Here is a 26,380-nt window from a genome sequence, read left to right as displayed (position 1 = left end):
CAGTTATCAGCTAAAGGGAGACGCCGCATGCAAGCTGCTACGTACCAGACCCCGATCCCCTACAGCGATGATATCGAGCATCGTCCGGAAGGTGAGGACGAGACGATCGACAAGATCATCTCCTCGATGTCGCACGAGAGCGCGAAGGTGGCCGAGCGCGAAGGCCACACCGTGCGCGCGTCGCACGCCAAGGCGAGTGCCGTGCTCAAGGGACAGCTGCGCGTGATTGACGGCCTGCCCGCGGAACTTCGCCAGGGCCTCTTCGCCGAGCCGCGTACCTTCAACGTCGCGGTGCGCCTCGCCCAGGGGCCGGGCGAGAACCTGTCCGACAGCGTTTCCACGCATCGCGGGATGGCCATCAAGGTGTTCGGTGTGGAGGGACCGAAGCTTCCCGGCCACGAGAACGAGACCACGCAGGACTTCGTTTTCGCGACCGGCCCAGTCTTCCCCAATGCTGATGCGGCAGGCTTCCTGGGTGCCATCAAGGGACTGGAAGGAGGAGCGGGCGGCACCATGCCAGACGCGGTGAAGACCGCCGTCTCAGCGACTGCTGGCACGCTCAACAAGGTGGTCAAGGCCGTCACGGGGGGCGACAGCCCGCTGCTAGACTTCTTCGGCCACGCGCCGCGCCACCCGCTTGTGGACTGCTACTACAGCCAGGCCGCACTTCGGTATGGCGACTACGTTGCCAAGATCGTCGCCGTGCCCGTCGCGCCAGGACAGGACGCGCTCAGCCGCGATCCCCTGGACACTTCCGAGAACCCGAACACCTTCCGTGACGCCACGGTGGAGTACTTCCGAAACAACAATGCCGAGTTCGAGATCCGCGTGCAGCTCTGCACAAACCTGGACACCATGCCGGTCGAGGATGCTTCCGTGCAGTGGCCGGAGGAGGAAAGCCCCTACCGCCCCGTCGCGCGGCTGATGCTGCCGCGGCAGGACGCCATGAGCGAGGCGCGCCGGATTTTCTTCAACGAGGGCATGTCGTTTCGCCCCTCGCACAGCCTTGCCGCACACCGGCCGCTCGGTTCCCTCATGCGGGCACGGCTACGCACCTATCCGGCCCTGGTGAAGTTTCGGCAAGGCCGCAACGGGAACACGACGATCGAGCCGACCTCATTGGAGCAAATCCCGGACTGATCCCCATGGCACCCTGATTCGTGGGACTGGCCTAATCAGCCGCCGTTCAGGTCAGTCCTAAGGTGCATGGCTCGAGGAAACTCTCCAGTTCACCGCCTTTCAGACTAAGTCGTGAGGGCTAACACAGGTGGGCCGCTTCTCCGTTCCGCCAGGAGGATAGAGCAGACATGGTGACCCAAAGCTTTCACAGCCGCGTCCACCCGCGGCAGCGGCTGACAAACTCAAACAACCACAGTGACGCCGCTCACTAGATAGACAGCTGGTGCGGACACTGCGGACACTTCACTACAGATGTCCGCAGTGTCCGCACCGGTGTCCGCACCGGTGTCCGCACTCAATCATTGATAAAGCTAGATTTTTTTGGTGCGGACACTGCGGACAGTGGAGTGCGGACACCTTTTTTCTTCCGTAGCTGGAGGAGGGACACGCCGCGAAGCGCCCCGCGTAAGGGGTGGGGCCCAGGAGGGACCCAGACCGGGGGGGTACCCCCTGGCCGCCTTCAGGCGGTCGCGACGGCCTTCCGTAGCATCAGGCGCCGCACCGCTGTCGCGTGCCAGGTCTCGCCCCCTGCAGGCGGCACCACGCCGCGTGCGGTCAGAGCCTCAGCGATCTGACGCAGGCTGGCCGCTCCTGCCTTTTGGGCAGCCTCCACATAGGGCCAGACTTCAGTCAGGTACTCCTCTGCATTGGCGGTGCGTGTCTCTCGGCCGCGCCGCGTCTCGGCCGTGTCGAAGCCTTTGCGAAGTCGGGGGGAGCCCAGCTTCACGCCACGTGCCTTTGCTGCGGCGAGGGCCGCCTTGGTGCGCTGGCTGATAAGCCCCGCCTCGAGCTCCGCCACGGCAGCAAGGAGGGTGAGGAGGAACTTCCCTGTGGGACCGGCCGGGATGTCGGGAAGATCGCAGAACACTACCCCGGCATCGCCTGCACCCTCGACCACGCTCAGTAGGAAGCGGGCATTGCGCGCCAGGCGGTCGATCTTGGCGATCACCAGGACCGCGCGCCTGGTGCGACAGGCAGCTAGTGCTGCGGCGAGCTGCGGCCGGTCATTGCGCTTGCCGCTCTCGACCTCTTCGAACTCCGCAACGAGGCGGGATCCAGGCCGATTGGCCAAGAGTTTGACCACAGCCTCCTTCTGAGCAGCCAATCCTAGCCCGCTACGGCCCTGCTGCTCGGTGGAGACGCGGTAGTAGGCGACAAAAGGGGGCGCTGAAGAGGCGCCCTCAGCGCGCACCCTGAGGATGGTACGGGCCATGTTGGCGCCGTTCCTTTCCGAGACGAACGTATGGACGAATGGCACACCCGCCGCGCACGTCTCGGCACGGATCAGATCCGGACCAGGGGTGAAAATGCGCCGGCCGTGCCGGAATAATCAGTCGTGGGAGCCTGCTACAGCCATGGCCACGTCGCCGATACTCGGATCCGGCACTGCTTGCCCGGGACCACGCACGGTCCAGGACCGCGGCTTGAAACCGGGCGCCTCGGACCCCGCCGCCTCCGGTGTCGGTGGTTGGCTGACAGCTGGCTGGCTCAGAACGTTGCCGCGCTGGAAGGTCCGGACGCGGTTCATGTCTGCCTGTTCCAGGCGGCGACGCTCCCTCTCCCGCTGGATGCGTTCTCGGTGCTCATCAAGACGACGCTCCATCTGTCGCACCGGCTGATAGGTGCGATAGAGTTCCATGGCCGCGGCATCGTCGGTCCAGCCCTCGGCCAGGGGGATGACCTCGTCGCCCAGCAGCATCCTCGTTTTGTTGAGTATGTCGGCGCTGAAGGGATTCATGTCGACGGTCGGGATGCGGATGCCTTCGAGGTGAGCGCCGAGGATGTTCAGCGAGGCCTTTAGGGCGTGGCCCTTCCTGACGACGGCGGCCATGACGCGAACGGCATTATGCAGTTCGCGCTCATAGGCACGAAGCGCCTTGGCCGCGAGAACACGCCCCTCCTCGTCCAGCGCCTGAGCCGCGTCCTGCAGTGGCCCATCTGCCTCATCCAGCTTCACTGGCAGGGCGCGTTGCGCGGCGTCGCACCGGGCAGCTTCCTGATCGGCCTCGCGGACCTGCGCCTTCACCGCTTCCACCTGTGCACGCAGTGTGGACTCTTCGTGAGGGGAGGCCAGCATGAGCTCGGCCTCCGCTTTGCCCAGGGCGGCGGTAGCCTCGACCTTCGCCCTCTCGGCGTGCAGGTGCCGGGTAGCGAGCTCGCCGCGCAGCGCCTCGAGGCGTGTGCGTTCGGCCAGAGCGGCGGTTGCGGCCTCCATCGCCACGGTGAGGGTGTCGCGATGGGGCTTGGTGGGAAGCTTCGGCATGTCGTGGTTCTCCTTCAGCGACCCGGTACCGGCTTTCGGCCGGTCGCCTGCGCCGCGGCGCGGTCCCAGCTGCGCGCTGTCGCCGTCTTGGAGGAGTCGGAGGCCTCATGCTCTACGGACTGCGAGGCGCCCACAGCCCCGGGGTCCGATCCGTCGAGGTGAGAAAAGTCCTGCATGTTGGCGCTGACATCTGCGCGGACGCGCGACATGGCGCGGTCCCAGCCTGAACGGCTCATTGAGTTCTCCTGGTGATGGAAGGTGCCGGTCACTGCGCCTGATCGAACTGAGGGCGCTGGTGCCGGTGAAGAGCTGTCTAGATGCTGCCGAACTGGGCAGCGGTTTCCGAAAAATGGGTTGCCCGGTAGGCCGAACGCAAAAGCGCCCGGGAACCGTGAGGATCCCGAGCGCTGCAGAGTTGGCTCATCGCTTTCACATCTGGTCCGCCGTCCCAGCATGGTACTGGGTGGGGCTCGTCGCGTCGCCGGGGCTATCCAGCGAGTACGCCTGTCTCAGCGTGGCAAGCCAGTTACCATAATCCGGGGCATTTGGGCGAGTTCTATGTCCTGCCGTGCCCGGATGCGCTCCACTTGCCGCAGTCTTTCTGTCGCTGGGGGAGGCAGCGCTCCGCCACATCGCCTTTATGCGAGCGAGGAGGAGAAAAGTGGGTGTTAGATGTGTAAGGCTGTTAGAGCGTTAATATCGCTGGAGAAAATTATAACACTCGCGCCTGTTGCCTTGTTAGAAGTGTTAGAAATCCCGAGGCGTTTCTAACATTTCTAACAGACTGACGAAGTGGCGTGTTAGGGATTTCTCTTTTATAATCAGCGATCTAACATCCTTACACTCCTAACACCGGTTTTTGGCCGGTCTTTTTCTCAATCTTCCACTTCGTCAGCCTCTCCTTCCGCCTGTCCCAGGATGCTTCCAGAAATGCGGTAGACGCGCACGCTGCCTTCCCTAGGAATGTGCTGCAGGCTGGATGAGCTCTTTGCAGTACCACCTAGCAGAAGCCCACGCTTACGGAGCACGCTGGCAACCTGTCGTGCTTCTAGGCCCCGGCACACCTCGTTCGTCCAGACCTGGGGCAGCACCAGGTACTCCCAACCCTCCTCCTCACCCTTCGGGCGGCGGCGCCAGCCGGCGCGCTGGTGTGTCCGCTGGGAACTGGCCTCGGGTGGCTCGACTTCTCCACCAAAGCGCGCCGTCAAGGGCGTGAAGCGAGCCTCGCCATGTGCCTCGAGAAATGCCTGCACCTGCGCGACGGCTAACTCGTCCTCGCTGGACCCAGTACCGCCGCGCTCCTCCAGCCACGCCTTGAAGCAGGCGGCTGCGGCGCGCATCCCCTCTCCCTTAGGCCAAGGCAACACGTCGTACTCGCGCGCCAGCTCCCCCGCCGCGCCGATGAGCGAAAAGCGATCCGCCGCGTTGCGGACCTGTCCGGAAGAGTCTGACGGCACATAACGGGCAGCAAAGTCGTCTTGGGCCTTCTTCAGTCGCGCCCCAATTGCCTTCCCGTCCCGCGCCCGCTCCCGCACGAGCCGACTGAGGAAAGCGCGTCCCGCAGTGCCATAGGTGGTCTTCGCCGCGTGGGTCAGGTGCTTCGAGAGTTCAGCCGGTGTCTGCAGGTTGTGCAGGTACTGAAAAGCGCCCATTCCGGCTCCGGCGTCCGAGGGGATGTTGAGCAGCCGGATCTCGAGGCCCGCCATGATGCGCTTGCCAGACTCGGCCATCTTGGCAGCTAGCGTGATCTCCCCGGTGCTCAGGTACATGGTACGCCAGGTCTTCGTCGGCCGGGCGCCCCCCTGTCTCTGGCCGCGCACCTTCCCTGCGCCATTGGCCAGCATGTAGACCGTGTCCGCGACATCGTTCGCGTTGGCCTGCCCAATCTCATCCAGCACCAGCAGCGTGTCGCTGGTTTCGGATGCGATGCTCTCCAGGCCGTTCGCCGTGGCACGCCATTGCCGCACCTGGCCGCTGCCGTCCCCGCGACCCCAGACGCTACCGGCGCACACCAGCAGCGTCGTCTTGCCGGTGCGTGACATGCCCTGGAAGTGGATGCCACCGCTATCGCCGTGCACCACGTCGAGCAGCGGCGTAGTGAAGGCAAGGCTGATGGCCAGCAGCAGCCGGTCGTTGCCGACAGCGTAGCGGGCCACCTGCTGCTGCCACGCTTCTAGCGTCTCGGCAGACTGGAAAGCGGTGTCCGATGCCGCGCGCTCGGTCTGCAGGATGACGCGACGCGAACCGGGCCCGTAGGCCTCGCCACCAGGCATGATGAAGACGTTGTTGCCGCGGCAGCTATGCCAGCCAGTGCGATCGACACAGGTCAGGCGCTGCTGCGACCGGACACCCGCGATGAACTGCTTCAGCAGCCCGCGCGCCCGACCGCTGGTGCCGACGTGGAGGCCTGCCGAGGCCAGCTCCTCCGCGATGCCGTTGCCATCCGAGTGCACCAGGCGCTGCGGTACCGACCACTGGTGCTTGCGTCCGTCACGGTCATGCCAGCCGATGACGACACCCCAGTCTAAGCCGGCACCATCGTTCGCCTCGCCGATGACGTCGAAGGGGGCCGAGACGAACACGCGCTCTGCATCCTCGTTCTCGGGATAGAAGAACAGCCCAGTCTCTTTGAACTGAAAGCCTTCCGGCAGGTGGGGCGGATCGGCGTCTTCCGCCTCGTCCAGCAGCTCGCGCAGATGCTCCTCGGTCACGCCGGAGGGCAGGGCATCAGCTAAATCCCAGCCTTCAGGCCAGCCCTGCGGCACCTGTACCACTCGCACCGAAGCGGCCTTCGCGCTCTTGCAGCGGCGTGCCGCCTCGTCTCCATAAGTTTGGCCCGGATCATCCCGGTCTGCCCAGATCACGATATGCCGACGAGCGAGTGGCGCCCACTCCGTCTTGCCCGAAGCCTTGCTGCCGCCGGCACTGGTGATGCAGACGTGGTCGGGAAAGCGCTCCTGAGCCCGGTTGGCAGTCTTCTCCCCCTCGACCACCAGCACTGGCGCATCCGGCCGCTCAGCCAACTGGTCGAGGCCGTACAGGGCGCGCGGTGTGGGCGCGGCTTTGCAGTGCCAGCCGGTGCGGTCCTGCCGCTTACCATCCCGAGAGGTCCACACCCGCCGGCCGTAGCTGTAGGGCAGGAACTCCTTACCCTGTTTAGCATCCTGGTCGGCTTTTACCTTGTCGAAGCGGGCGATGATGAACAGTGGTGTACCCTTGGCGTCGCGGTACACCCAGCGTGCTGCGGCGCTGCCGTGTGCCGGATGCACCAGCTTGGACGTCGATGGAATCGTGGAGCTGGAGGCATCCTGCGGCTCCCACAGCTCCTCGGTGTCACGGCTCATCCCAGTGGGTGCGGCAGCGTGCGTCTTGCCGTTCAGGAGTGGCATGACTTCGGTGAGCGGCGCGAAGGCGTCAGGGGAAGTCTGCTCAGACATGCTTCTGCCCTCCTGCCGGAATGCCAAGCATCGTGGCGATGTTTCGCGCGGCTTCGGCCTGGCTGATGCGGTGGATGGCGGCGGCAAGGCTGATCACGTCGCCTCCCTTCTTGTTGGTGGCGAAGTCGGCCCAGCGGCCGGTGCGCAGGTTGACCTTGCAGGAACTGCCGCTCTCGCCAGCCAAGCTGCCGCAGGCCCACTCGCTGCCCTGGCGTCGGCCGCCGGGAAGCCAGCGGGCACACAGCGCCTCCAGATGCGGCAGTGCCGCTTGGTGGATGGTCGCGAAGTCGATCGACGCGGTACGCGGCAGGACGATCTGCCGCGCGTCCGAGCCGGGATGATGGGTGGTCATGTCGAGGCCTTGATGGAAGGCCGTGGAAATCGTGGCGCGCGTCCGGGCAACCTGCTACGGCACAGATGTTCGTAGTGTCTGTATCGTAACGAGTAGGCCGGAGCCCGCCGCTTTCCCGCGGCGGGTTTCGCGTTTCAGAGGGTCGGCAGGCTCGCCAGGAACGTCCGCACGCTGGCCATGTCGACTAGCGTCGTGCGTCCGAGCTTCAGCAGCCGGATGTGTCCCTGCCGAGAGGCGCGGTAGATCGCGCTGCGCGACAGCCCCGTTGCCGCCGGTGCCTGCGGGAGCGGCACCGTTAGTGGGCCGGCCGGGTCCAGGGCAGCAGGGACGGGAGGGTTATGGCGCTTCATGGGGTGCCCCTTCGGTTTGCGACGCGGCCTGCGTCAGCGGGGCACTCCAATAGCGGCACGCTTGAGGGTGGCGTAAGGGCGCTGCCAGGTGGGGTGGCTACGCCCCCTACTCGCCAACTTCCTCTTCTGCCTCCCCTCGGCCGTCCTGCCGAGATCCTCGCTGCTCCCCTGCAGCTGCGGGTTTCGCTACCAACGGTGCGACAAGCCTCTGGCCCTCGCGAATCTTCCTCCGCATGTGAGAGGGATCGGAAACCTGGAACTCCTCCATGAGAAGCGACAACGCGTCCTTGGATTTCGTTCCTGTAGCTTTGAGAATTTCGAACGTGAACCATGCTGAGATTTTGCTGACCTCGGCCGCATAGGCGGTGAAGGCGTTCCAGCCCGCATCTCCCGTGAAGCCTAGGAGTGCCAGCATCGAGTCCATGGGGTTCGGCTTCGATGCCTTGGGTGCATCGTCCAAAAGCCTTCCGAGACGGGTGAAATTCCGCGCGAACTGCCACGGCTCTTCCCGATCTGATGCGGATCGAAACGGGTTTTGGCCCTCGCTCAAATCCACAATGCCGAACGAGGCCTGAAGCAGGTACTCCGCGCACCAACCAGGGATCAGAGTCTCCACTTCGACCGTTCTTCCAACAGCACGGCCGGGAGTGATGAGGATAGCTCGCCGCAAAGCCAACCAGACGAAGATAGGGTTTCTGGTTCTCTCCCAGCAAAGACGAAGCGTCTCCTCCGGAAGGTTCACGAACTTTGCCCGCGTCAAGATGCTGAACTCTCTTTGCAGGGAGGTCATTTGCGCACCGAGCCTTTGGTAACGCTCCACCAAATCCGGCGGCCTCTTGGCGAAGATTTCGTCCAATGCAGAACCGATGGCTTCGGCCTCGGCTGTGGTTATCTTCCCGTCCTTCGGCTGTGGGGCTCCCGGGAAGAACGGTCGAAGAATGTCCGGAATGTCTGTGCCGTAACGTGCTGAGAAGAATTCTTCGTGCACCTGCGTGAGCTGCAGGTGTGTTCCCCACAAAGCGTTCATCAGTTCCTGTGTTGTATTTCGCATCCCAGGTAGCGGTGGAGAATCCGCATCCCCACCGACGAGGGCGAGCTCGAACGCTCGCTTCCTTTCCTCCCAAGTCTCCGCTCTTTCCTGAGATGCCTGCTCGTCCTGGCTCACTGGTACTTTCCTTGGGGCGGTTTCTCGGAGCGCACCCGTAATCAGCCGGCACCATCCCGAAGGTGGTGCATGGCTGAAGGCGGGGACTCTTCGGGGAAGCTACCCTAGCGGATTGTTCATGCTTTGTGCTCATCTCAACCCACCAGCGCGCGGCACAGCGCCCAGGCGATGTAGTGGTCAGCGTTCTCCGGCACCGTGCCGTCGAGGTGCAGCACCATGTCGCGTAGGGCCACCTGGGCCCAGGCGCGGCAGCCCTCCACGGTCAGGGGGCGCATGGCGATAATGCGCTCGCGCAAGCCGTCGCGCTCTTCGCTCAGGGCGTCCAACTGCTTCAGCACGTCCGCCGGGTACTCCCAGTCACCCGGCATCTTCCAGAATGGCTCATCGATGCGGTCATGCTCGTCCTGGCACTTGATCCAGCGACTGCAGGCGGTGAGCAGCGCAACATCAGAACTGGTGGACGCAACTGCGGGAATGGGATTGGCCAGCAGCGCGAGGCCGCCAAGGAGGCTCCGACGCGCGGGGGCGAGGCGGCTCATGGCAGGCCTCCCCCGAACAGCAGGTCCTGCAGCAGCGAGTCCAGCAGCGGCTGATCCGCGCTGTCCTCCTCGTGCCGGCAGAGCCGCAGGGTGTGGAGCCCCGCCCATGTCTTCGCCCGGAAGCCCGCGGGCGTGCAGGGCGTCATGCGCGTGATCTCGGCCGCCAGGAGCTCGAGCTCATCCCGACGATCGCTGATGCTCTCGCCCAGCTTCAGGACGCGATCCTTCGCGCGGCGTTCGGCCGCCGTGGTGGGCTCCACGAAGCGGACACGGATGCCGTAGTTCTCCAGATCATCGGGATCCATGCCCAGGACCGGCACTGTCTCGCGCACCTGGTCCCACATGCGCCGGATGCGCTGGGCCAGGGCGAAGTGCCGGCGGCACAGTTCCCGGAGCTCACGATCCGAGCGGCGCTGAACGTGGGGATGGCTGCGGCGCGACGGCGCCGCGGGGATGAGAGTAGGGGCGTTCACCGGGCCACCTCCCGGCGGCGGGTGTGCACGACGACGGCCGGCCGCAGGTTCGGGCAGAGGCTTGCGGGCTGCAGACTCGCTTCGTCAGCGTCGCCCTCCTCCACCGTCTCCGGCTCGCGGTCCTGATGCGGGGCGTCGAGGGCATCCAGCGCCTCGATCGCACGGGCGGCGATGTCTTCCAGCGCTGCCCGGTTCAGGGCGGCGCTGGCACCGGCTCTTCTGGGCAGCGCGACCACCTGCGCGCCGGAGGCGTCTCTTCTGATGGTGGACGTGCTAAAGGCGTGCTCAGCCATGATCCGGTTGCTCCGTGCTTCCGGGTTGCGGTTAGGCCGGGTGAGGAGCTGCAACCTTCATCATCCGGCCGTCTAACGTTTGGCTTTTTGCCAAACTCATGGCAACTTGTTCATCTCAGTCGCCAAAGTCAAGCAGGATGATCAACGTTTGTCTGAAAGCTCGTTTTCTGCTGCTCAGTGTCGAGGAGCACGGGCCATGCTGGCGTGGAGCCAGGCTGAGCTTGCAATGGCGGCCAAAGTCTCCCGGATGACCCTGGTGGATTTTGAACGCGGGGCCAGAACGCCTCATCCAAACAACCTCGCTGCGATCCGGGCTGCATTGGAAGCGGCTGGGTGCGAGTTCATTCCGGAGAATGGGGGAGGGGCCGGAGTGAGGCTGAAGAAGGCGGCTGCGCAGGATGCTTGATCCGCGCGAACTCGTGGCACGCCTCCATGCGGGACAGACCGACAAAGGTAGTACTTCTTACGTCGACCATGTCGCTGCGAGCCCTCCGCTGGCGGGAGGTCACATTGCAATCCCAAAAACTGCTGCAGTTTCCTACGCTCGCTTCACAAGCACTCAAGGATGAGAATTAGCCCTGAAAATCCTGCGTGGACTGCACCGCGGACAGGGATGGACTGGCAGGATGATGAAGTTCTGCGTGCCATAAACTGGCTCACGAGTTTTGCTGATAAGCGATCATTTTTTGAGAGGATGGAGGCGGTAAGAAGCCGCTTTCTGGAGGCCCGGTCAGCTTGGACTTCCGGCGAGCTTGTTTCGCTCTATAATCTTCGCGATGCAGCTGCTTGGTACATGTTCCAGGCCAACGCCTATGCTCAAGAGCGCCTTCACTGGATTCCGGAGGAAGCGGCTCGCATAGTGCCGTCTCTCACCAGAATCGCGATGGAACTGGGAGATCTGAGCAGTATCTCGGGTGTCGAGGAGCGAGTGTCCCGCTTCATGAACGCGGAACGTGCTCAGCCGGACGGTGGATTGTTCGAGTTGCTGGTTGCCCTTGCCTACAAGCGACATGGTTGGAAGGTGGAGTTTGTTCCGGAAATGCCCGGAATTGCCCGCACCTACGACATCAAGGTGGAGAAGGGCAGGAGGCGTTGGGCGGTTGAATGTAAGCGCCTCAACCGCTCCGGCTACGAGATGAAGGAGAAGATGCGAGGGAAGCAGTTGGCCAAACCGCTGCACGAGCTTGCATTGAATGCGTCACGATCCGTTGTTGTGCAGGTGGCGTACAAAGTTGAGCTGCATGAAGTGCCGGATGATTACCTCGTAAGACACCTGCGGACATTTCTTGGTGGCACCGCACCTCACGCTTGGTCTGACAGCGAAGGGCGGGGTGTGATCCGCGATGTAAACTGGGGTCTGGCTCATAAAGTGCTTGCCGCAGATGACGTCTACTATGGCTCGAGCCGCATGATTGAGTTGCTTGTTGGGCGCTACAATCATGATTTCTCGCACAGCATGGCTGCAAAATGGCGGCCTTCTGAGAGAAGTCCGTTCTGGGCCGAGGCAGTTTATCAAGCGAGTGTAGTTAGCTGGCTGAGTGCATCTGCGGACGCTGTATTCAAGAAGGCTGGGCACTTTCGCAAGGTAGTGGCTGGCGCCGCAGGACAAATTCAGTGTGACAGACCTGGCGTTGTTCACGTCGGCGTTGAGTCTTGGGGGGGCACTACGACCGACGCCATCCGCCATTTCCTCAACGCTAAGGAAATGAGAGACTTCGACGCTTCGGGTAGCCGGTTACGATGGGTCTATGCTGACTACCTCGCTCCTGAAGTGACCACTCGCTCCTACGAGAGCTGGGCAGTTGAGGAGACAGTTGTATCTTACAGGATCGGAAGGCATAGCGTAGGTGAACCACTGCCGGGACATATGCTGCTTACACCAGAAAATAGAAGCAGGCACGGCGTGCATTGGGCTTCCATTTGATGGCAATGGTCGTTGCCAGTTGTTTCTTCATTTCTAAGCTGGCCCGATCCGAAGTATCAGACCCGTTCAAGCTCTTGGAGGACATACTCGAGAGTTCGCTTTAACCAAACACGAATATTCATAACGTTAGCCGGTGCGTGAGCATGGACAGGGTCCCTCCACCATTGGCCGGCGCTGGCGAAGTGTATGCCGGCAATCTTTCTTGATGACACCAAGCCATGTACATCGGTGGAGACAAGCCCAAGATGTTGAGGCGAAAAGTCGGCGGGCGTTTGGCTTCCGCCTGCCTCATGGCGGAGTAGAGCAGCCAAATCAGCTGCCTTGTCTGCGTCGTCATCGCTTAGAAGGCTCTCGACTGCGTCAAACTGCCAATGTGGGTGGCCAGCTTTACCGCCTTGGAAACGGTACTTACCATCCTTCAGATCATACCCAGCCCACTCGGCACGGAAGATCTGAGGCTTGGGATCCATGTGACGGAAGCCGAAGTAAATGCTGACAGAACTGGAACGGAAGAAAACGCGTCGAGGTCCGCCCCCTGGTGAGCGCGACCATTCCTCTTGGTATCCGAGCCAAGCCCAAAGTCCATCACGCAGCTGAAGGAGAGGTGCGACACGAACAGGGTGCAATCCCCTGTTCCGAGATGTGATTTCCATTCCGGCGCCTTGTAAGCCGGCGACAATGCGTGCTTCGAGCTCGTCTAGACCAAGCTTGGCATCCACACTGGGGTCGAGGCAAGCAGCAAGGATTCCCTCAACCTGTGCAAAGTGGTCGCTGATAGACTTAACCGGTACGTGGAACGGTTCGAGGTTAGTCATTGCTTACAGCAGAGCGAGAAGCTCGGCTCCATAAAAGCCGTGCAGTGCTCTATCGACTTTTCGGGACCAAGCGCGATCTTCTGGGTCTGGCTCTTCTCCTAACTCAATAAGACGGGCGATCTCTGACGCTTGAGCCTCCCTTTTCCATAATAGATCAAAGTCAGGAATTGGAATATGGCGTACGAACCGCCAACTCAAATCGTATTGACCGCCTGCAACATGGGACGAGAAAGTCGCAAGCAGTTGCTCGAACACATTAGAGTTGAAAAGTGATACGTAGGCAGATAATAGGTCCTTCTCCCGGATGTTGGATGCTTCATACGCGCCTTCAGCTTCGAAAAAATCGGCCTGCTCTTCGTCATCATCGCTGATGCCGATAAGTGCATTCATTTGCTGATTAGCTGCGGTGCGACGGAGGAACCATCCAAAGCCTTGCACAACAACATAGGCTCCGTCGCGATCCAAGGCGAAGCCACCTACGCCACCGAAGTATTTGGAGACGATGCGCGCTCGAGAGGAACTATTCCAGCCACGTGGCCGAGCAAGTGTCCACCAGTCGCTGCGCCCGATATGGGTTTTGCGATGAGACAGCATATCTCGCCGAGGTAGAAGGTAGCGCTCAAAATACTCGGGAAGCTCGCGGTGCAGATCAGTTTCTGACGCAAGCAACGGACCATCTTCATTGTACGGGAAGAAGACGTACCGATCTTTTTCGAGGCTGCCGTTAACTACGTTGTCGCCCATTGCTGCTGGACGGAAGAAGCGCTGTTCGGACTTCTTTAGTGCGGAAAGCTGAGCGCTGTTCAGCACAAAGCCGTTTACCCAGCCTGTGCGCGCGCCTTGCAGAACCTCGAATACTTCCCCGAGCGGTCGAGTAAGCCCGAGCGTTTCCAGTCGCGACAACGCTTGACGTACGACAGGGTTAAACGGGCGCCATGTGGGAGCTTTGTCAAAGACAGCCTGTGGTACAGCAAAGACCTGCCAGGATTGCTGTGCTGTGCCATAGGTCACTGTGTCAGCCACTCCCCGAATAGCACGAAGTGCATCACCCGTAGCCTCGGGAGTGCGTCCACCAACCACGGCAACAACATCGCGATCGTCACGAACGCGGGCGCTATGGCGCTTCGCCACAAGAGCTGCAACGTTCACTGCTGCGTAAGCGAAAAGTCCGTACTCACCCAGAGAGGCAACTAACCGGAGATCAGCGCGGTCACGGATAGAGGAACGCCAACCTTCCGCAGCGCTTGAGGCAAGAATACTTGCCGGCATGACTGCCCCTATAGCGCCGCCTGGACGCACAGCATCGAGCGCGCGTGACACAAAAGCCATTGAAATGTCGCCTCGCCCTCTGGCCGCATCTCCGAGAATCTGTTTCACGCGGTCGCGCAAAGCACCGTTCATGACAGACCAAGCCATGAACGGTGGATTCATCAGGACGGCATCGACCTGCGGCATCTCAGTTTCAAGGGCATCAGCGACCTCGATATCAACATCGATGCCACCGTTCGGTGACCAGTCCCTTGCAGCGAAATTCAAGACGAAGCGGGCCATGTCCACTGCGGCGCGGGATAGATCACGGCCGATGAGCTTGAGCTGGCCTTTGAAATCCGCGCGACGCGCAGTGCGAACTGCCTCATAGAGAAACGATCCTGACCCGCATGCTGGATCAAGAACAGTGAGGGTGGGAAGTATGCTGAGATCACCCAGCTCAGCGAAGGTCTGCTCAACCAAGCTGCGAGCAAGAGCCGGTGGTGTGAAGTGGCTAGTGCCGCGCGTCTTCCGAATAGACTTTGCGGGCGACATCCCGTCCAACAGATCGCCGTCGCCTGCGGAGACAAGAGCGAAATGTGCTTCCTGGAAAATCTCAGACCCAGCGTGACGCACAGCGAGATCGGGGAGGAGGCAAACTTTGGAGTGGCCGAGAGAATGCCCAGACGCAGCGAGCGTCCGAGCTACTAGCAGATCTACAGTTGCTGCAGGGAGTGAAGCGAGCAGATCCGGATCGGGTAGAGAGATAGGATGTGAGACTTCTGCGCGGTTGATTGCTTTGGCGAGGATGCCGAGATATGCGCGCACAGCTGCACCATCTTCGACAGTGCCATGGATGAGTGAACGTGTGCGCTGGAACACGTCTACGAGGTGTTCGACCACGCGACGTGTTGACTGAACACGATCAGCGACAAGGTAGGAGTAGAAGGCAGACAAGTCGTTTTCTACACTTTGTCGCGAAAACTCTTCCGCACCAGGTCGATCCCACCGAACCACGGAGACCTCTTGTGCCGTGACGGTGACGTGATGCGGTACACCGCTGGACCATGCCCACGCCGCGGTACGCGGATCACGCCAGATTCTCTCGGAGCTTTCGGAGAAGGCAAAACTGCCCAAGCCTCCATCGAGGAGGAGATGGTGGTAGCCATTGTGGCACTCAGCTTCGGCGAACATTGTGACAGGCGCCAAGCCGCACCTTGCTCCCCATTGCTCCGCCAAGCTGTGCATTGCCCTAGTGTCCCTGTGTGCGCCCTGACATGCCTAGGCACTGTGAGAACAGAGCAATAACAGAGAGGGATTCGGACTACAAGCTCGACGGTATGACGTAGGCAACCCAGAGAACCCTAAATTTCTGCGACTAGGCTGTCTGATATTATTCCCGCCTCTGAAGAACTGGTAGTTTCTACTGGATGGAAGCCAATTTATTCGGAGTCGCTCAGTGATGAGTATTGGAGATGAGGCAGGGCGAGTGATAGTTGGTGCTATGTCACCTGAGTCCGCCGGCTTCAGGGGTGATGCGATAGCCCGCCGCTTACCGCCCGCGCCTCGGGGGTAGGGGCGGGCGTCTGCTTTGTACCGCCGCGTTGAACCAACTGCGGTCGGCTGCACCACTCCGCCCAGGCCGTCATCAAAGGTCTACGCCGCTCCAACAGTCCCGTGCGGGCATAGGCAGCTTCGACCTTGTCCCGAATGGTATGTGCCAGTGCCGCTTCAGCGAGCTCCCGGGGGAACTGCGTCTGTTCGCCAACCCAGACGCGGAAAGTGGCGCGGAAACCGTGCACGGTGATCGCTAGGCCCTCTGCATCGCACCAGCGCGGCCTAGTGTTCTTGGTAGCCGACTTCCCCTCCTCATTCATGCCGCGCACGAGTTCCAGCATGGCCATGTTGGACAGCGACTTGCCTGCCTTCGCTCCGGGGAAGACGAAGTCTTCCGGCGTTGCAGCTGCAGGCTTGAGCGGGCGCAGTACGGCGATCGCCGCGGCCGAAAGCGGCACCTGATGGCTCTTGCCAGCCTTCATGCGCGCGGCTGGCAGCGTCCAGACAGCCTCGTCGAAGTCGATCTCTCCCCAGCGGGCTCCGGTAATTTCCTGGGTCCTCGCGGCTGTGAGGATGGTGAGCTGCAGTGCCTGGGCCGCAAGCCCCCTCCGCTTCCGGAGCTCCTGCAGGAAGGCGGTGATACGGCTGTAGGGGAGGGAGGTTTGGTGCTGCCGCTCCTTCACCCGGCGGGGAGATGGAAGATCCTGCTGTAGATGCTTCCAGTCCGCTGGGTTCGCTCCTGACCACCATCCCCGGGCGCTCGCGAGGTTCAGGATCGCCTCGATGCGGCCTCGCAAGCGGTTCGCCGTCTCGGGCTTAGCGGTCCAGATCGCGCGCAGTGCTTCCAGAACGATTTCACGGTCTACCTTGCTGACGCGGCGATCCCCGAAGAAGGGATAGGCGTAGGCCTCGAGCGTGCTCTTCCATTGTGCGGCGTGTTTGCTGTTCCGCCAGGAAGGAGAGTGATTCGCGATGTAGATCTTCGCCACTTCACGGAACGTGGGCTCGTGAACGGCAGCCTTGGCCTGCTTTGCAGCCTTGCGGGCATCGATAGGGTCATACCCGCCCCGCCTCTGCCGGCGGGCGTCCGCAGCGAGTTCTCGCGCCCGAGCGAGGGGGACCTCAGGATAGGGGCCGAGCCCCATGTCCCTCAGCTTCGTCGCGACGCGGTATCGCAACACCCAATCGGCGCGGCCGGGTGCCCGGACACGCAGGTACAACCCATCACCGTCGTTGAAGCGGGCAGTTCTGCTGCCAGCTGCCAGGGCCTTCACTCCGAGTGCTGTCAGCTTGCCTGCCACTACCGCTATCCCTCCATCCGTGGCCGCCTCCGCCCAACCAAACGCGGCTCAATCGGTCCCTACTTTGGTCCCTACTTGTGAGCTGGGTTGGCTGGAGTCGGCTGGAAGCAGCCGGACACAGTATATCCTGCAAGTGGCTGCAAATATTGGATTTATTTGTAACCTCGGAACCGGCTGGAAACGGTGAGAACCACATTCCAGGCGGACACCCTCTCCGCCAGTGATTACAATGGTTTGTTGCTCGCATCCCCGACCCGCACAGGGTTGTTCAAATAGGCCGCTGTCCCGGTTTTTGCGCCAGGGGTGCTTTCAGGCCCTCGCGCGCCGCCGCTCCTTTCTCAGCCAAGCGCCATAGACCCGATCCGTCGTGTCGACTGGGCTGTGCCCCAAGTGGTGGCTCAGGGCGTACACATTGCCGCCCTGTTCAAGCCACCGGACCGAGAAGGTGTGCCGTAGATCGCGACATCGGAAGGCCCGGAACCGCGCGCCCTGCTCAGCCTCCAACTGTCGCACCAGCCGCGCGAACAGGGTTGCCGGTTGCCGATAGCGGCCTGCTCCACCAGTCCCGAAAGCCTACCAGAAGACGAACCGCACCGGCTTGCCGTCAGCACATGCTGGAGCTTTCGGGAACCGCCGTAGGTCTCGCACCACCTGCGGGCTCAGCTCGATCACCCGCAGTGGACAACCGCAGGTATATGGATTGGGTAACCATCCGCGCGGTAACCCCGTCACCGGTCAGACGGGAAACCACAGCGTGGCGCCAATTCTTCCCATCGTGCCTCCGGGTGATGATGAAGCGGGCAACGATGGGGAGGGTGGACGGTCGCCTCTGCTGGCCGTGCTGCCCGCCGGTGCTGACCGCAGGGTTCTTCGGGTCGTCGGCCGGATCGGAGACACGGGCACGCCGCCCGGTACGAGCGGCTCCCCGTCATCCTCGGGCATCGTTGCGGACATTGCGCCTGTCACGGGCGCCGGAATGATGGATGGCCACGATGGTGCTGCCGCGACGCCGAACGGGGCGGACAGCATTGCCGTCAGGGCTGCGGCGACGGCCGGTCTCGGTCGCAACCTCGCCTTCCGTGGCGGCCTGCTCACCAGCCTGCCGCGGGTGCCGAACACCCGCCTGACCATGCTGACCCTGGGCGACAGCATCACCGCGCGGGCCAGTTCCAACAGCTACATGGTCTGGGCGCACATCCGCAGCCGCAAGCGGTTCTTCTTCAACCAGTCGCTCAACAAAGGCATCTCCGGCAACACGACCGCCGACGTGCTGGCGCGCTTCGACCGGGACGTGGTGCCGTTCAAGCCGGACGTCATCACACTCGCTGTCGGCACCAATGATTGCAGGACACTGCCTGGCGGTGCCCTCGACGTCAGCTACGAAGGCATCACGGAACGGCTGGGAAAGATCTTGGACCGCTGTGCCGCCATCGGTGCCTTCGTCAACCTCGTGACGGTGCGGCCCAACGGCGGCTTCGGCGCCTTCACGGAGGAACAGATCCTGCGTGCGCAGCGGCTGATGCTGCGCGTCAACCGCTGGATCCTAGCAGAGCAGCGCAGGCGCGACGGCATCCAGGTGATCGATCCCTGGCTGCAGTGGGTTGATCCGCTCACGGGCGGACCGCGCGCCGGCGTCACGGAGGATTACCTTCCCACGCCCGACCTGACCCATCCCAGCGCGATCGGCGGCTTCGCCGAGGGCGCGGTCCACCTCGCGATGCTCGCGCCCATGCTCAACGCCGGCAACGAGCCGCACCTGATCAGGTCGGTCCTCGACACCTACGACGCCGAGGACAATCCCGGCGGCAACCTCCTGGCCAACGGACTCCTGCAGGGCAGCGACGGCAGGGCGGTGGCCGGCGTTTCCGGCAGCGTGGCCACGTCCTGGACGCTGAGCACCGCTGCTCCCGGCAACTCCGGAACGATCGTCGGCTCGAAGGAGAATTGGGGCAGCAGGGGCGAACGGCAGGTCGTCACCATCACCGACCGCGTCAATCCAAACGGCGCGGTGGCGGCCGACTTCGTGGAGGTGGTGGCGCTGGACCAGCTCATCCGGTTCAGCAGTGGCGTTTATGCCCCGGGCGACGTGCTGGAAGGCTGCCTCGACATCGAGGTCAGCGCCTCCACCGGCGTATCCGGCGTCTACCTGGAACTGCGGGAGGAGGCCGGAACCGGCACGCCGCCGGTGGCCACGATCGATCCTCTCCTCACCAACCGCTTCCAGGCCGGCCCGGCCGATGCCTGGTCGGGCATCCTCGGCGCCGAGGCAGCCCGCATCACCGTGCGTGCGCCCGCCTCCGAGGGGCACCAGCTCATCCGGTTCCGGGTCGCCATGTCGCTCGTCACGGGCGGTGCAGGCGCTTCCGTCACCGTGAAGGCCGGCCAGGCCACCTTGCGCAAGGTGAACGCGGCCTGACGATCGCACGTCGCCCGGCAGCCTCGACGACCGCCGCGGCCATCTGAACGAAGTTCCGCCGCCATGCGCGGCTTGCCGGAGTGTTTCCATCACGGGCGGGCACGCCCGTTGCCGGCGAAGCGGCCGGTCGGATAGTCCGGGACATACCTACCGGACCTTCGGCCTGTTCTTCGTTGCGCTGGACAGAACGTCGCTGTAGCGTGGCGACCGGCCTCCTCGCGGAGGCTAGCCGCCCGGCAGCGCACTACCACACTCTGCTGCCGGGCGGTTCTGCGCCGCGGGAACGGGCTGGCGCATCACAGGCGCGGCCGGGCGCGAAGCCGGCGACCCTGCTGCAAGCCGCGCAAGGCCTGGTGGAAGATCAACGGCCGCCGCAAGAACCGCCTGGAGGCCGAAGCGATCGGTAATGCCAGGAACGGCGCGGCGCCCGGCGCGGCCTGGACGATGCGCTGAAGCTGCCGCGCGCATCCCGGCACCTCCGCATGGCCATTCCGGCCGGCTGCCGCCACGACGATGGCCCGGCCATTCGCCCGTCGCGGCATTTGCCTGCCCGGGCGCCTACCCGGGCGCTGCGCAGCCGTTTGATTGACACGGCGCGGCGGCCTGCCTACTGCTCCGATCTTCGCAGGGGGGCCTCGACAGGAGGCTGAGAGTCCGACCGTCCCACCCGGGACAGCGCGGTGACCCTTTGAACCTGATCCGGGTCGTACCGGCGGAGGGATGCGGAAACCGGGTGCCGGATCGGCGCCCTCTTCTCCCATCTGACGCTCGTCCCGGCATCTCTGTTCGGCTGCGGCAGGGCCGCGCGGAAGGAGGGGGTAGATGACCGTGGTGGAAGAGGCCACCCCGCTCGGGGCCGAGACGGCGCTGCGGGCCCGCGTGGAAGCCCTGATGGACCTGCCGGCGCCCGACGAGGCCGCCTTCGAGGCGCTGGCGCTCGCGATCTTCGCCTTTCAGTTCGAGCACGACCCGGCCTATCGCCGCTTCGCCCGGCAGCGCGGCCGTTCGCCCCGCACCGTGCGCTCCTGGCGGGAAATCCCCGCCGTGCCGATCAACGCCTTCAAGGACCTCGACCTGGGCTGCACCCCGCCCGGGGAAGCGGCCCGTACCTTCATGACCAGCGGCACCACGCGGGCTGGCCGGCGCGGGCGCGTGTTCCACCGCTCGCTCGACCTTTACGACCGCTCGATGCGCCTGGGCTTCGAGCACTTCTTCATGCGCGGCGCGGCGCGCATGCCCATGGCGGTGCTGTTTCCGGACGAGGCGGCGCTGCCGAACTCCTCGCTGGCGCATTACCTGGCGCTCGCGATCCGGCACTACGGCGCGCCCGGCAGCCGCGTCTTCATGGATGCCGACGGGATCGACCTGCCGGCGCTGCTGACGGCGCTGCGCGGGGCGGAAGCGTCGGGCGAACCCTTCGCGCTGCTGGGTGCCAGCTACAGTTTCGTGCAGCTGCTCGACCAGTTGGAGGCGGGCGGGCGCCGTTTCCGGCTGCCGCCGGGCAGCCGCATCTTCGACACCGGTGGCTTCAAAGGCCAGTCGCGCGAAGTCCCGCCGGAGCTCTTCTACGCGCGCCTCACCGCCGCCTTCGGCGTGCCGGCGGAGCTCTGCATCAACATGTACGGCATGACCGAGCTGAGCTCGCAGTTCTACGACGACGGCAACGCGCGGCAGCCCTCGGTCAAGCGCGCGATGCCCTGGCTGCGCTCGCGCGTGGTGGACCCGCTCACCGGCCGCGATGCCCCGCACGGCACGCCCGGCGTGCTGGCGCACCACGACCTCGCCCATCTCGGCGTGGTCTCGGCGATCCTGACCGAGGACCTGGGCGTGATGCAGGAGGACGGCTTCGTGCTGTTGGGCCGGGTGGGCGGCGCCGAGGCCAAAGGGTGTTCGCTGGCGCTGGAAGAGTTCCTCGGCGCCGCGCGTGCCCCGGCGGCCGGGTGAGGAAGCCGGTCCGGTGAGGCCCGGCCTGTGATGCTCGGCTCGGTGATGCTGAGCCCAGTGAGGCTGGACGTGGTGAGGCTCGGCCTAGTGAGACCCGGTTCCGTGGGGCTCGCCCCGTGAGGGAGGTGGGAGGCTACCTTCCCCCGTCCGTCGACGGCGCCGCGCCCGAACACGGCTGGCGCACGGAACACTTCGAGCGCGGCGGCCAGCGGCTGGAGGTCGCGCTGCCGGCGCTGGACGCCCCCGCGATGACGGCGCTGGCCGGCCGCATCCGCGACGAGGCCGCCGCGACCCTGCGCAGCATGCCGGTGGACGCGATCGCCGCCGCGGTGGACGCCGCCGCGGAACGCATGCTCGACCGCGCGCACCCGCTGCGCCAACGGGCCGAGCAGTTGCTGCCGATCGTCACCGGCTACGACGGCGAGAGCGTGCGGCTGGGGCTCACGGCCACCTTCCGCAACTTCCGACTGCCGCAGCTGCGCCGCTTCCTGGCCGCCGACCTCGCCGACCCCGGCGTGCTGGACGGGTTCCGCCCGCAGGCGCGGGGTGGGCTGGCGCGCGCCCGGGGGCCGGCGCTGCTGCTCCATGTCTGGGCCGGCAACGTGCCCGGCCTGCCGGTCTGGGGTCTGGTGCGCGGGTTGCTGGTCAAGGCGGGCACGATCGGCAAGGTGTCGGCCGCGGAACCGCTGCTGGCCGGCTGGTTCGCCACCCTCCTGGCCGAGGCGGAGCCGCGCCTGGCGGGCTGCCTCGCCATCCTGTGCTGGAAGGGTGGCGCCGACCCGGCCGAGCAGGCGGCCTTCGACGCCGCCGACACGGTGGTGGCCTTTGGCGGCAACCGGACGCTCGCCGCGATCCGCAATCGCCTGCCGGGCAGCACGCGCTTCGTGGGCCACGGCCATAAGCTCAGCTTCGGGATGGTGGGGCGCGAGGCACTGACGCCCGGGCGGGCTCCCGCGGCGGCAAACCTCGTCGCGCGCGACATCGCCCGCTTCGAGCAGCAGGGCTGCTTCGCGCCGCAGATGATCTTTGCCGAGCGCGGCGGCGCGGTGGACCCCGCCGGCTTCGCCCGGCACCTGGCGGCGGCGCTGGCGGCGGCGGAGGCGCGCCACCCGCGTCGCCTGCTGCCCCTGGATGAGGCCGCCGCGCTGGCCGAATGGCGCGACCGCGAGGAAGCGCGCGCGGTGGCGCAGCCGGGCCGGGCGGTGGTGTCCGCGCCCGACCTCGGTTGGTGCGTGTCCTACGCGGACGCGGCCGAACCGCTGCGCCCGGCGGCGCTGAACCGCAGCGTCACGGTGGTGGCGCTCGACGCGCTGGAAGAGGCGGCCGCGCTGGTGGCCCCCTTCCGCGAGTTGCTGCAGGCCGCAGGCGTCGCCGCGCCGCCGCGACGCCTGCACGCGCTGGCCGAGGCGCTGAGTGCCGCCGGGGTGACGCGCATCGCGGCGCTGGGCGCGATGACCGCGCCCGATGCCGGCTGGCACAATGACGGTCGCTTCAACCTGCTCGACCTCCTGACCATCACCGAGATCGACCCGGCGGCCGAAGCGCAGGCGGAGCTTTACGCGCCCTATGCCGACTGAAGGCGCCACCACCGCGACGCAGCCCGGGGCAGGCGCCTCGGCGCCCGCACCCGCGCCGGTGACGGTCGCGCCGGCCGCGGATGCGGGGCTGACGCCGGCGACTGCGGCGATCGTGCTGGACGGCGTGGGCTACGCGCCGCCGAAGCACCCGCCGATCCTGTCCGGCATCCACTGGACCGTGCCGACGGGCCGCTTCCACGTCCTGCTGGGCCGCAGCGGCTGCGGCAAGACCACGCTGCTGAAGCTGGCCGCGGGGCTGCTGGTGCCGAGCCAGGGCCGGGTACGCGTCGAGGGACGGGCACTGCAGGGGCCGGCCGAGGGGCTGGGCTTCGTGTTCCAGGCGCCGACCCTGCTGGACTGGCTCACCGCGCTCGACAACGTGCTGCTGCCGCTGTCGCTGCGCGGGGATCGAGACCGGGGGCGCGACCGTGCGCTGCAACTGCTCGACGCGCTGGGCCTGGGCGGCCTCGCGGGGCGGTATCCGCGGCAGCTGTCGGGCGGGCAGCAGGCGCGGGTCGCGGTCGCCCGTGCCCTGGTGGCGGCGCCGCGCGTGCTGCTACTGGATGAGCCCTTCGCGGCGCTCGACGCCCTGACGCGCGAAGCCCTGCAGGAAGACCTGGCCGCCCTCTGCGCGCGCGATGGCATTTCCGCGCTGCTGGTGACGCACGACATCGCGGAGTCGGTGTTCCTGGCCGACCGGGTTGCCCTGATGTCGGCGGGCTGCATCGTGGAACAGGTCGCGGTGGAACTGCCGCGCCCACGGCCGCCGGGTATCCGCTACGACGCCGCCTTCAACGAGCATTGCCGGGTTCTGCGCGCCGCGCTGGACCGCACAGGATCGGCGCGGTGATGCGGCGCGCGGTCCCGCTGCTGCTGCTCGCGGCGCTGCTCGGCGGCTGGGAACTGGCCTGCCGCCTCGTCCCGCTGTCGGAGCTGGTGCTGCCGCGCCCGGCGCATGTCGCCCTCGTGCTGTTCGAGGAAGCGGCGAGCGGCCGGCTGCTGCATCACCTGCTGGTCACGGCGGGCGAGATGTGGCTGGGCCTGGCACTCGGGACAGGCTTCGCGCTGCCGGTGGGCGCCGCGCTGGCCGAGAGCACGGCGCTGCGGCGGCTGGCGCAGCCCTACCTCATCGCCATGCAGGTGGTGCCCAAGCTGGCGCTGGCGCCGCTGTTCCTCCTGTGGTTCGGCTTCGGGATGCGCTCGATCGTGGTGATCACGGCGCTGGTCTGCTTCTTTCCCATCCTGGAAAACACGGTGACCGGCCTCGCGCGCGTGGACCCGGCGCGGCTGGAGCTGTTCCGGATGCTGCGGGCCACCCGCTGGCAGACGCTGCTGCGGCTGCGGCTGCCGGCCGGGCTGCCGGTGATCCTGGCCGGCTTCCGGGTCGCGGTGGTGCTGGCGCTGGTGGGCGCCGTGGTAGGCGAGTTCATCATGGGCCGCGACGGCCTGGGCGCCGCGGTGATGGCGGCGCAGGGAATGATGGACACGGCGCTGATGTTCGCCCTGCTGCTCGCCATCGTCGCGCTGGGCAGCGCCGCCTACGGCGCCACGCTGCTGGCGGAGCGACTGATCCTGTCCGAAAGGTTCCTGCCATGACCATGTCCCGCCGTGCCGCCCTGCTGGGTGCGCTGGCCACCCTGCCCATGGGCAGTGGTATTGCGCAGGAGGCGCGTGGTGGCGTCGCGCAGGAAGCGCGCGGTGGTGCCACGCAGGAAGCGCGCGGTGGTGCCACGCAGGACGCGCGCCCTGGAACGGCGCAGGGGGCGGGTGGGGGCGGAGCACTCCGCAAGGTGACGGTCGCCGGCTGGGGCCCGCCGATCAGCGAGATCACCAACATGCTGGCAGAACCCGACAAAGGCTTCTTCCAGGCCCACGGCGTGGCGCTCGACTACCTGCCGGGGCAGGGCAGCGCCGCGGCGATCCAGAACATGCTGACGGGCCAGGCCGACATCGCCTTCACCGACCCCGCCTCGTTCTTCCTGGCGCTGGATGCCGGCGAGAAGCTGGTGGCGGTCTACAACATCTACCCGCAGAACGTGTTCAACCTCGTGGCCCGCGCCGGCAGCGGCATCCGCACGCCGCGTGATCTGCGCGGCAAGCGCGTGAGCGTTTACGCGCGCGGCAGCGGCACCTGGATCCACCTCATGCTGCTGCTGCACGCGGCCGGCCTCACGGAAGCCGACGTCACGGTCGAGGTGGCAGGTCCGCTCAACTTCGGGCCGCTGATCCAGGGGCAGATCGACGTCGCCGCGGCCACCGACACCGGGTTGCAGGTCGCGCAGGCCCGGGGCCTGAAGGATTTCACGGTGATCGAGGTGCGCGACACGATCAACCTGCCCAGCGACGTGTTCGTGGTCACCGAGAAGACCTTTCGGGAACGCCCGGCGCTGATCCGCGACTTCCTCGCCGCCTATCGCGACAGCGCCCAGTGGATGATCGACCATCCCGACGAGGCGGCGCGCCTCGCTGTCACGCGGGCGATCAACGGGCGCGACGAGGCGATCAACCGCGGGATCATCGACCTGCGCAACGCCTCTTCGGTGTCGGACACCACCCGCCGCGAAGGACTGGGGCATTTCGACCTCGCGGTGCTGCAGCGGGGTGCCGACATGATGCGCGAGCTGGGCCTGCTGAAGAACGCCATCGACGTGCCCGCCGTGGTGCGCTCCGACCTGCTGGGCGGCTGAGGCGGCGATGACGGATCTCGCGGGGCGCGTCGCGCTGGTCACCGGCGGTGGCCGCGGCATCGGCCGGGCGATCGCCGAGAGCTTCGCCGCGGCCGGGGCGGCGGTGGTGGTCAACTACCGGCGCGACGCCGACGCCGCCGAGGCCACGGCGGAACGCTGCCGCGCGGCGGGCGGAGACGCGCTGGTCTGGCAGGCCGACGTGACCGACGCGGCGGCGGTGGCGGCGATGGCGCGCGGCGTGGAAGGGGAGTTCGGCCGTCTCGACGTGCTGGTCTGCAACGCCTTCGCGCCCTACCTCTTCGACGCGGAAGCGCGCACGCCGTTCCGGAACCTTGCCTGGGACGACTACCAGCGGCAGATCGACGGCTCGGTGCGCGCCGCCTTCACGGTGTGCCAGGCCTTCATGCCGCTGCTGGAGCGGCAGCCGGGCGGCAGCATCGTGACGGTGGCGAGCGACCTCGTGGCGCGGCCGGCGGTGCCTTACCACGACTACATCACGGCCAAGGCCGGGCTGATCGGCTTCACCCGCGCCCTGGCCGCCGACCTCGGGCCGCTCGGCCTGCGGGCGAACTGCATCGCGCCGGGGCTGGTCTGGCCCACGGAGGCGAGCCGGGTCACGCGTGAGGACCTGCGCGAGGCGATCACCGCCGCCACGCCGCTGCGCCGCCTCGCGGCACCGGCCGACGTGGCCGGCCCGGCGCTGTTCCTGGCCTCGGACCTCAGCGCTTTCGTGACGGGGCAGACGATCTTCGTCGATGGCGGCCTGGTCATGGCGGGCGGCGCGGGCTGAGCCGCCACAGGACCCGGCCGGGCTCAGCCGCGCCCTGTGTTCCGGGCTCGGTCCGGACATGCACGGGCGG

Annotated in this window: 23 protein-coding genes and 1 riboswitch; of the genes, 10 read left to right on the top strand and 13 right to left on the bottom strand. The window is 65.5% G+C overall.

The window, feature by feature from the left end:
• Positions 1 to 27: 27 nt before the first annotated feature.
• On the top strand, positions 28 to 1,140 hold the full coding sequence (locus ACFFGY_RS16065) for a catalase family protein (RefSeq protein ID WP_377045516.1): 1,113 nt from the start codon (positions 28 to 30) through the stop codon (positions 1,138 to 1,140).
• Positions 1,141 to 1,639: 499 nt separating this feature from the next.
• Here ACFFGY_RS16065 and ACFFGY_RS16060 read toward each other — a convergent pair whose 3' ends face one another.
• The 10 genes from ACFFGY_RS16060 to ACFFGY_RS16015 all read right to left on the bottom strand — a co-directional run bounded on the left by ACFFGY_RS16060 (position 1,640) and on the right by ACFFGY_RS16015 (position 10,051).
• Entirely contained in the window at positions 1,640 to 2,392 is a 753-nt protein-coding gene (locus tag ACFFGY_RS16060; protein ID WP_377045515.1) for a recombinase family protein, read from the bottom strand.
• 117 nt (positions 2,393 to 2,509) lie between these two features.
• Positions 2,510 to 3,442, bottom strand: a complete 933-nt coding sequence (locus ACFFGY_RS16055; RefSeq protein ID WP_377045514.1) for a hypothetical protein — start codon at positions 3,440 to 3,442, stop codon at positions 2,510 to 2,512.
• Positions 3,443 to 3,456: 14 nt separating this feature from the next.
• Positions 3,457 to 3,678, bottom strand: a complete 222-nt coding sequence (locus ACFFGY_RS16050) for a hypothetical protein (RefSeq protein WP_377045513.1) — start codon at positions 3,676 to 3,678, stop codon at positions 3,457 to 3,459.
• Between the two features lie 639 nt (positions 3,679 to 4,317).
• Entirely contained in the window at positions 4,318 to 6,879 is a 2,562-nt protein-coding gene (locus ACFFGY_RS16045) for a DUF927 domain-containing protein (RefSeq protein WP_377045512.1), read from the bottom strand.
• Positions 6,872 to 7,231: a hypothetical protein gene (locus ACFFGY_RS16040; protein WP_377045511.1), complete on the bottom strand. Its 360-nt coding sequence runs from the start codon at positions 7,229 to 7,231 to the stop codon at positions 6,872 to 6,874. Before ACFFGY_RS16040 ends, ACFFGY_RS16045 begins: the two co-directional genes overlap by 8 nt.
• Before the next feature lie 134 nt (positions 7,232 to 7,365).
• Complete coding sequence (locus tag ACFFGY_RS16035; protein ID WP_377045510.1) at positions 7,366 to 7,581, bottom strand: hypothetical protein; 216 nt, start codon at positions 7,579 to 7,581, stop codon at positions 7,366 to 7,368.
• A 106-nt stretch (positions 7,582 to 7,687) separates the two neighbouring features.
• Positions 7,688 to 8,746, bottom strand: coding sequence for a hypothetical protein (locus ACFFGY_RS16030; RefSeq protein ID WP_377045509.1), 1,059 nt, complete (start codon positions 8,744 to 8,746; stop codon positions 7,688 to 7,690).
• Between the two features lie 134 nt (positions 8,747 to 8,880).
• A complete protein-coding gene (locus ACFFGY_RS16025) occupies positions 8,881 to 9,285 on the bottom strand; it encodes a hypothetical protein (RefSeq protein ID WP_377045508.1) in 405 nt (134 codons plus the stop codon).
• Complete coding sequence (locus tag ACFFGY_RS16020) at positions 9,282 to 9,758, bottom strand: hypothetical protein (RefSeq protein WP_377045507.1); 477 nt, start codon at positions 9,756 to 9,758, stop codon at positions 9,282 to 9,284. The genes ACFFGY_RS16025 and ACFFGY_RS16020 overlap by 4 nt, the downstream gene beginning before the upstream one ends.
• Positions 9,755 to 10,051 (bottom strand): hypothetical protein, encoded by a 297-nt coding sequence (locus ACFFGY_RS16015; RefSeq protein WP_377045506.1) that lies wholly within the window; start codon positions 10,049 to 10,051, stop codon positions 9,755 to 9,757. Before ACFFGY_RS16015 ends, ACFFGY_RS16020 begins: the two co-directional genes overlap by 4 nt.
• Before the next feature lie 196 nt (positions 10,052 to 10,247).
• Between ACFFGY_RS16015 and ACFFGY_RS16010 the strand changes: the two genes are divergently transcribed.
• Positions 10,248 to 10,457: a helix-turn-helix domain-containing protein gene (locus ACFFGY_RS16010; protein WP_377045505.1), complete on the top strand. Its 210-nt coding sequence runs from the start codon at positions 10,248 to 10,250 to the stop codon at positions 10,455 to 10,457.
• A 207-nt stretch (positions 10,458 to 10,664) separates the two neighbouring features.
• Entirely contained in the window at positions 10,665 to 11,975 is a 1,311-nt protein-coding gene (locus ACFFGY_RS16005; RefSeq protein WP_377045504.1) for a hypothetical protein, read from the top strand.
• 818 nt (positions 11,976 to 12,793) lie between these two features.
• Here the strand turns inward: ACFFGY_RS16005 and ACFFGY_RS16000 are convergent.
• The 3 genes from ACFFGY_RS16000 to ACFFGY_RS15990 form a co-directional block, all read right to left on the bottom strand.
• Complete coding sequence (locus tag ACFFGY_RS16000; protein ID WP_377045503.1) at positions 12,794 to 15,232, bottom strand: class I SAM-dependent DNA methyltransferase; 2,439 nt, start codon at positions 15,230 to 15,232, stop codon at positions 12,794 to 12,796.
• Between the two features lie 332 nt (positions 15,233 to 15,564).
• Complete coding sequence (locus ACFFGY_RS15995; protein ID WP_377045502.1) at positions 15,565 to 16,896, bottom strand: tyrosine-type recombinase/integrase; 1,332 nt, start codon at positions 16,894 to 16,896, stop codon at positions 15,565 to 15,567.
• Positions 16,897 to 17,205: 309 nt separating this feature from the next.
• Positions 17,206 to 17,409 carry a site-specific integrase gene (locus ACFFGY_RS15990; RefSeq protein WP_377045501.1) on the bottom strand — a complete coding sequence of 68 codons (204 nt, stop codon included), beginning with the start codon at positions 17,407 to 17,409 and terminating at the stop codon, positions 17,206 to 17,208.
• A 463-nt stretch (positions 17,410 to 17,872) separates the two neighbouring features.
• Between ACFFGY_RS15990 and ACFFGY_RS15985 the strand changes: the two genes are divergently transcribed.
• The 7 genes from ACFFGY_RS15985 to ACFFGY_RS15955 all read left to right on the top strand — a co-directional run bounded on the left by ACFFGY_RS15985 (position 17,873) and on the right by ACFFGY_RS15955 (position 26,310).
• A complete protein-coding gene (locus ACFFGY_RS15985; protein WP_377045500.1) occupies positions 17,873 to 19,312 on the top strand; it encodes an SGNH/GDSL hydrolase family protein in 1,440 nt (479 codons plus the stop codon).
• Between the two features lie 616 nt (positions 19,313 to 19,928).
• Positions 19,929 to 20,051, top strand: a riboswitch (TPP riboswitch).
• 83 nt (positions 20,052 to 20,134) lie between these two features.
• The gene (locus ACFFGY_RS15980) at positions 20,135 to 21,256 is read left to right on the top strand and encodes a LuxE/PaaK family acyltransferase (protein WP_377045499.1); all 1,122 of its coding nucleotides are present in this window, start codon (positions 20,135 to 20,137) and stop codon (positions 21,254 to 21,256) included.
• Positions 21,257 to 21,372: 116 nt separating this feature from the next.
• Positions 21,373 to 22,833, top strand: coding sequence for an acyl-CoA reductase (locus ACFFGY_RS15975; protein ID WP_377045498.1), 1,461 nt, complete (start codon positions 21,373 to 21,375; stop codon positions 22,831 to 22,833).
• A complete protein-coding gene (locus tag ACFFGY_RS15970; protein WP_377045497.1) occupies positions 22,823 to 23,683 on the top strand; it encodes an ABC transporter ATP-binding protein in 861 nt (286 codons plus the stop codon). Before ACFFGY_RS15975 ends, ACFFGY_RS15970 begins: the two co-directional genes overlap by 11 nt.
• Positions 23,683 to 24,429, top strand: a complete 747-nt coding sequence (locus ACFFGY_RS15965) for an ABC transporter permease (protein WP_377045496.1) — start codon at positions 23,683 to 23,685, stop codon at positions 24,427 to 24,429. Before ACFFGY_RS15970 ends, ACFFGY_RS15965 begins: the two co-directional genes overlap by 1 nt.
• A complete protein-coding gene (locus ACFFGY_RS15960) occupies positions 24,426 to 25,520 on the top strand; it encodes an ABC transporter substrate-binding protein (RefSeq protein WP_377045495.1) in 1,095 nt (364 codons plus the stop codon). The genes ACFFGY_RS15965 and ACFFGY_RS15960 overlap by 4 nt, the downstream gene beginning before the upstream one ends.
• A 7-nt stretch (positions 25,521 to 25,527) precedes the next feature.
• On the top strand, positions 25,528 to 26,310 hold the full coding sequence (locus tag ACFFGY_RS15955; protein ID WP_377045494.1) for an SDR family oxidoreductase: 783 nt from the start codon (positions 25,528 to 25,530) through the stop codon (positions 26,308 to 26,310).
• Positions 26,311 to 26,380 lie beyond the last annotated feature (70 nt).

Source organism: Roseomonas elaeocarpi (genome assembly GCF_042433915.1).
Classification (GTDB): domain Bacteria; phylum Pseudomonadota; class Alphaproteobacteria; order Acetobacterales; family Acetobacteraceae; genus Roseomonas; species Roseomonas elaeocarpi.
Note: the sequence above shows the minus strand (reverse complement) of the source record. Positions and strands in the feature narration are given on the sequence as shown.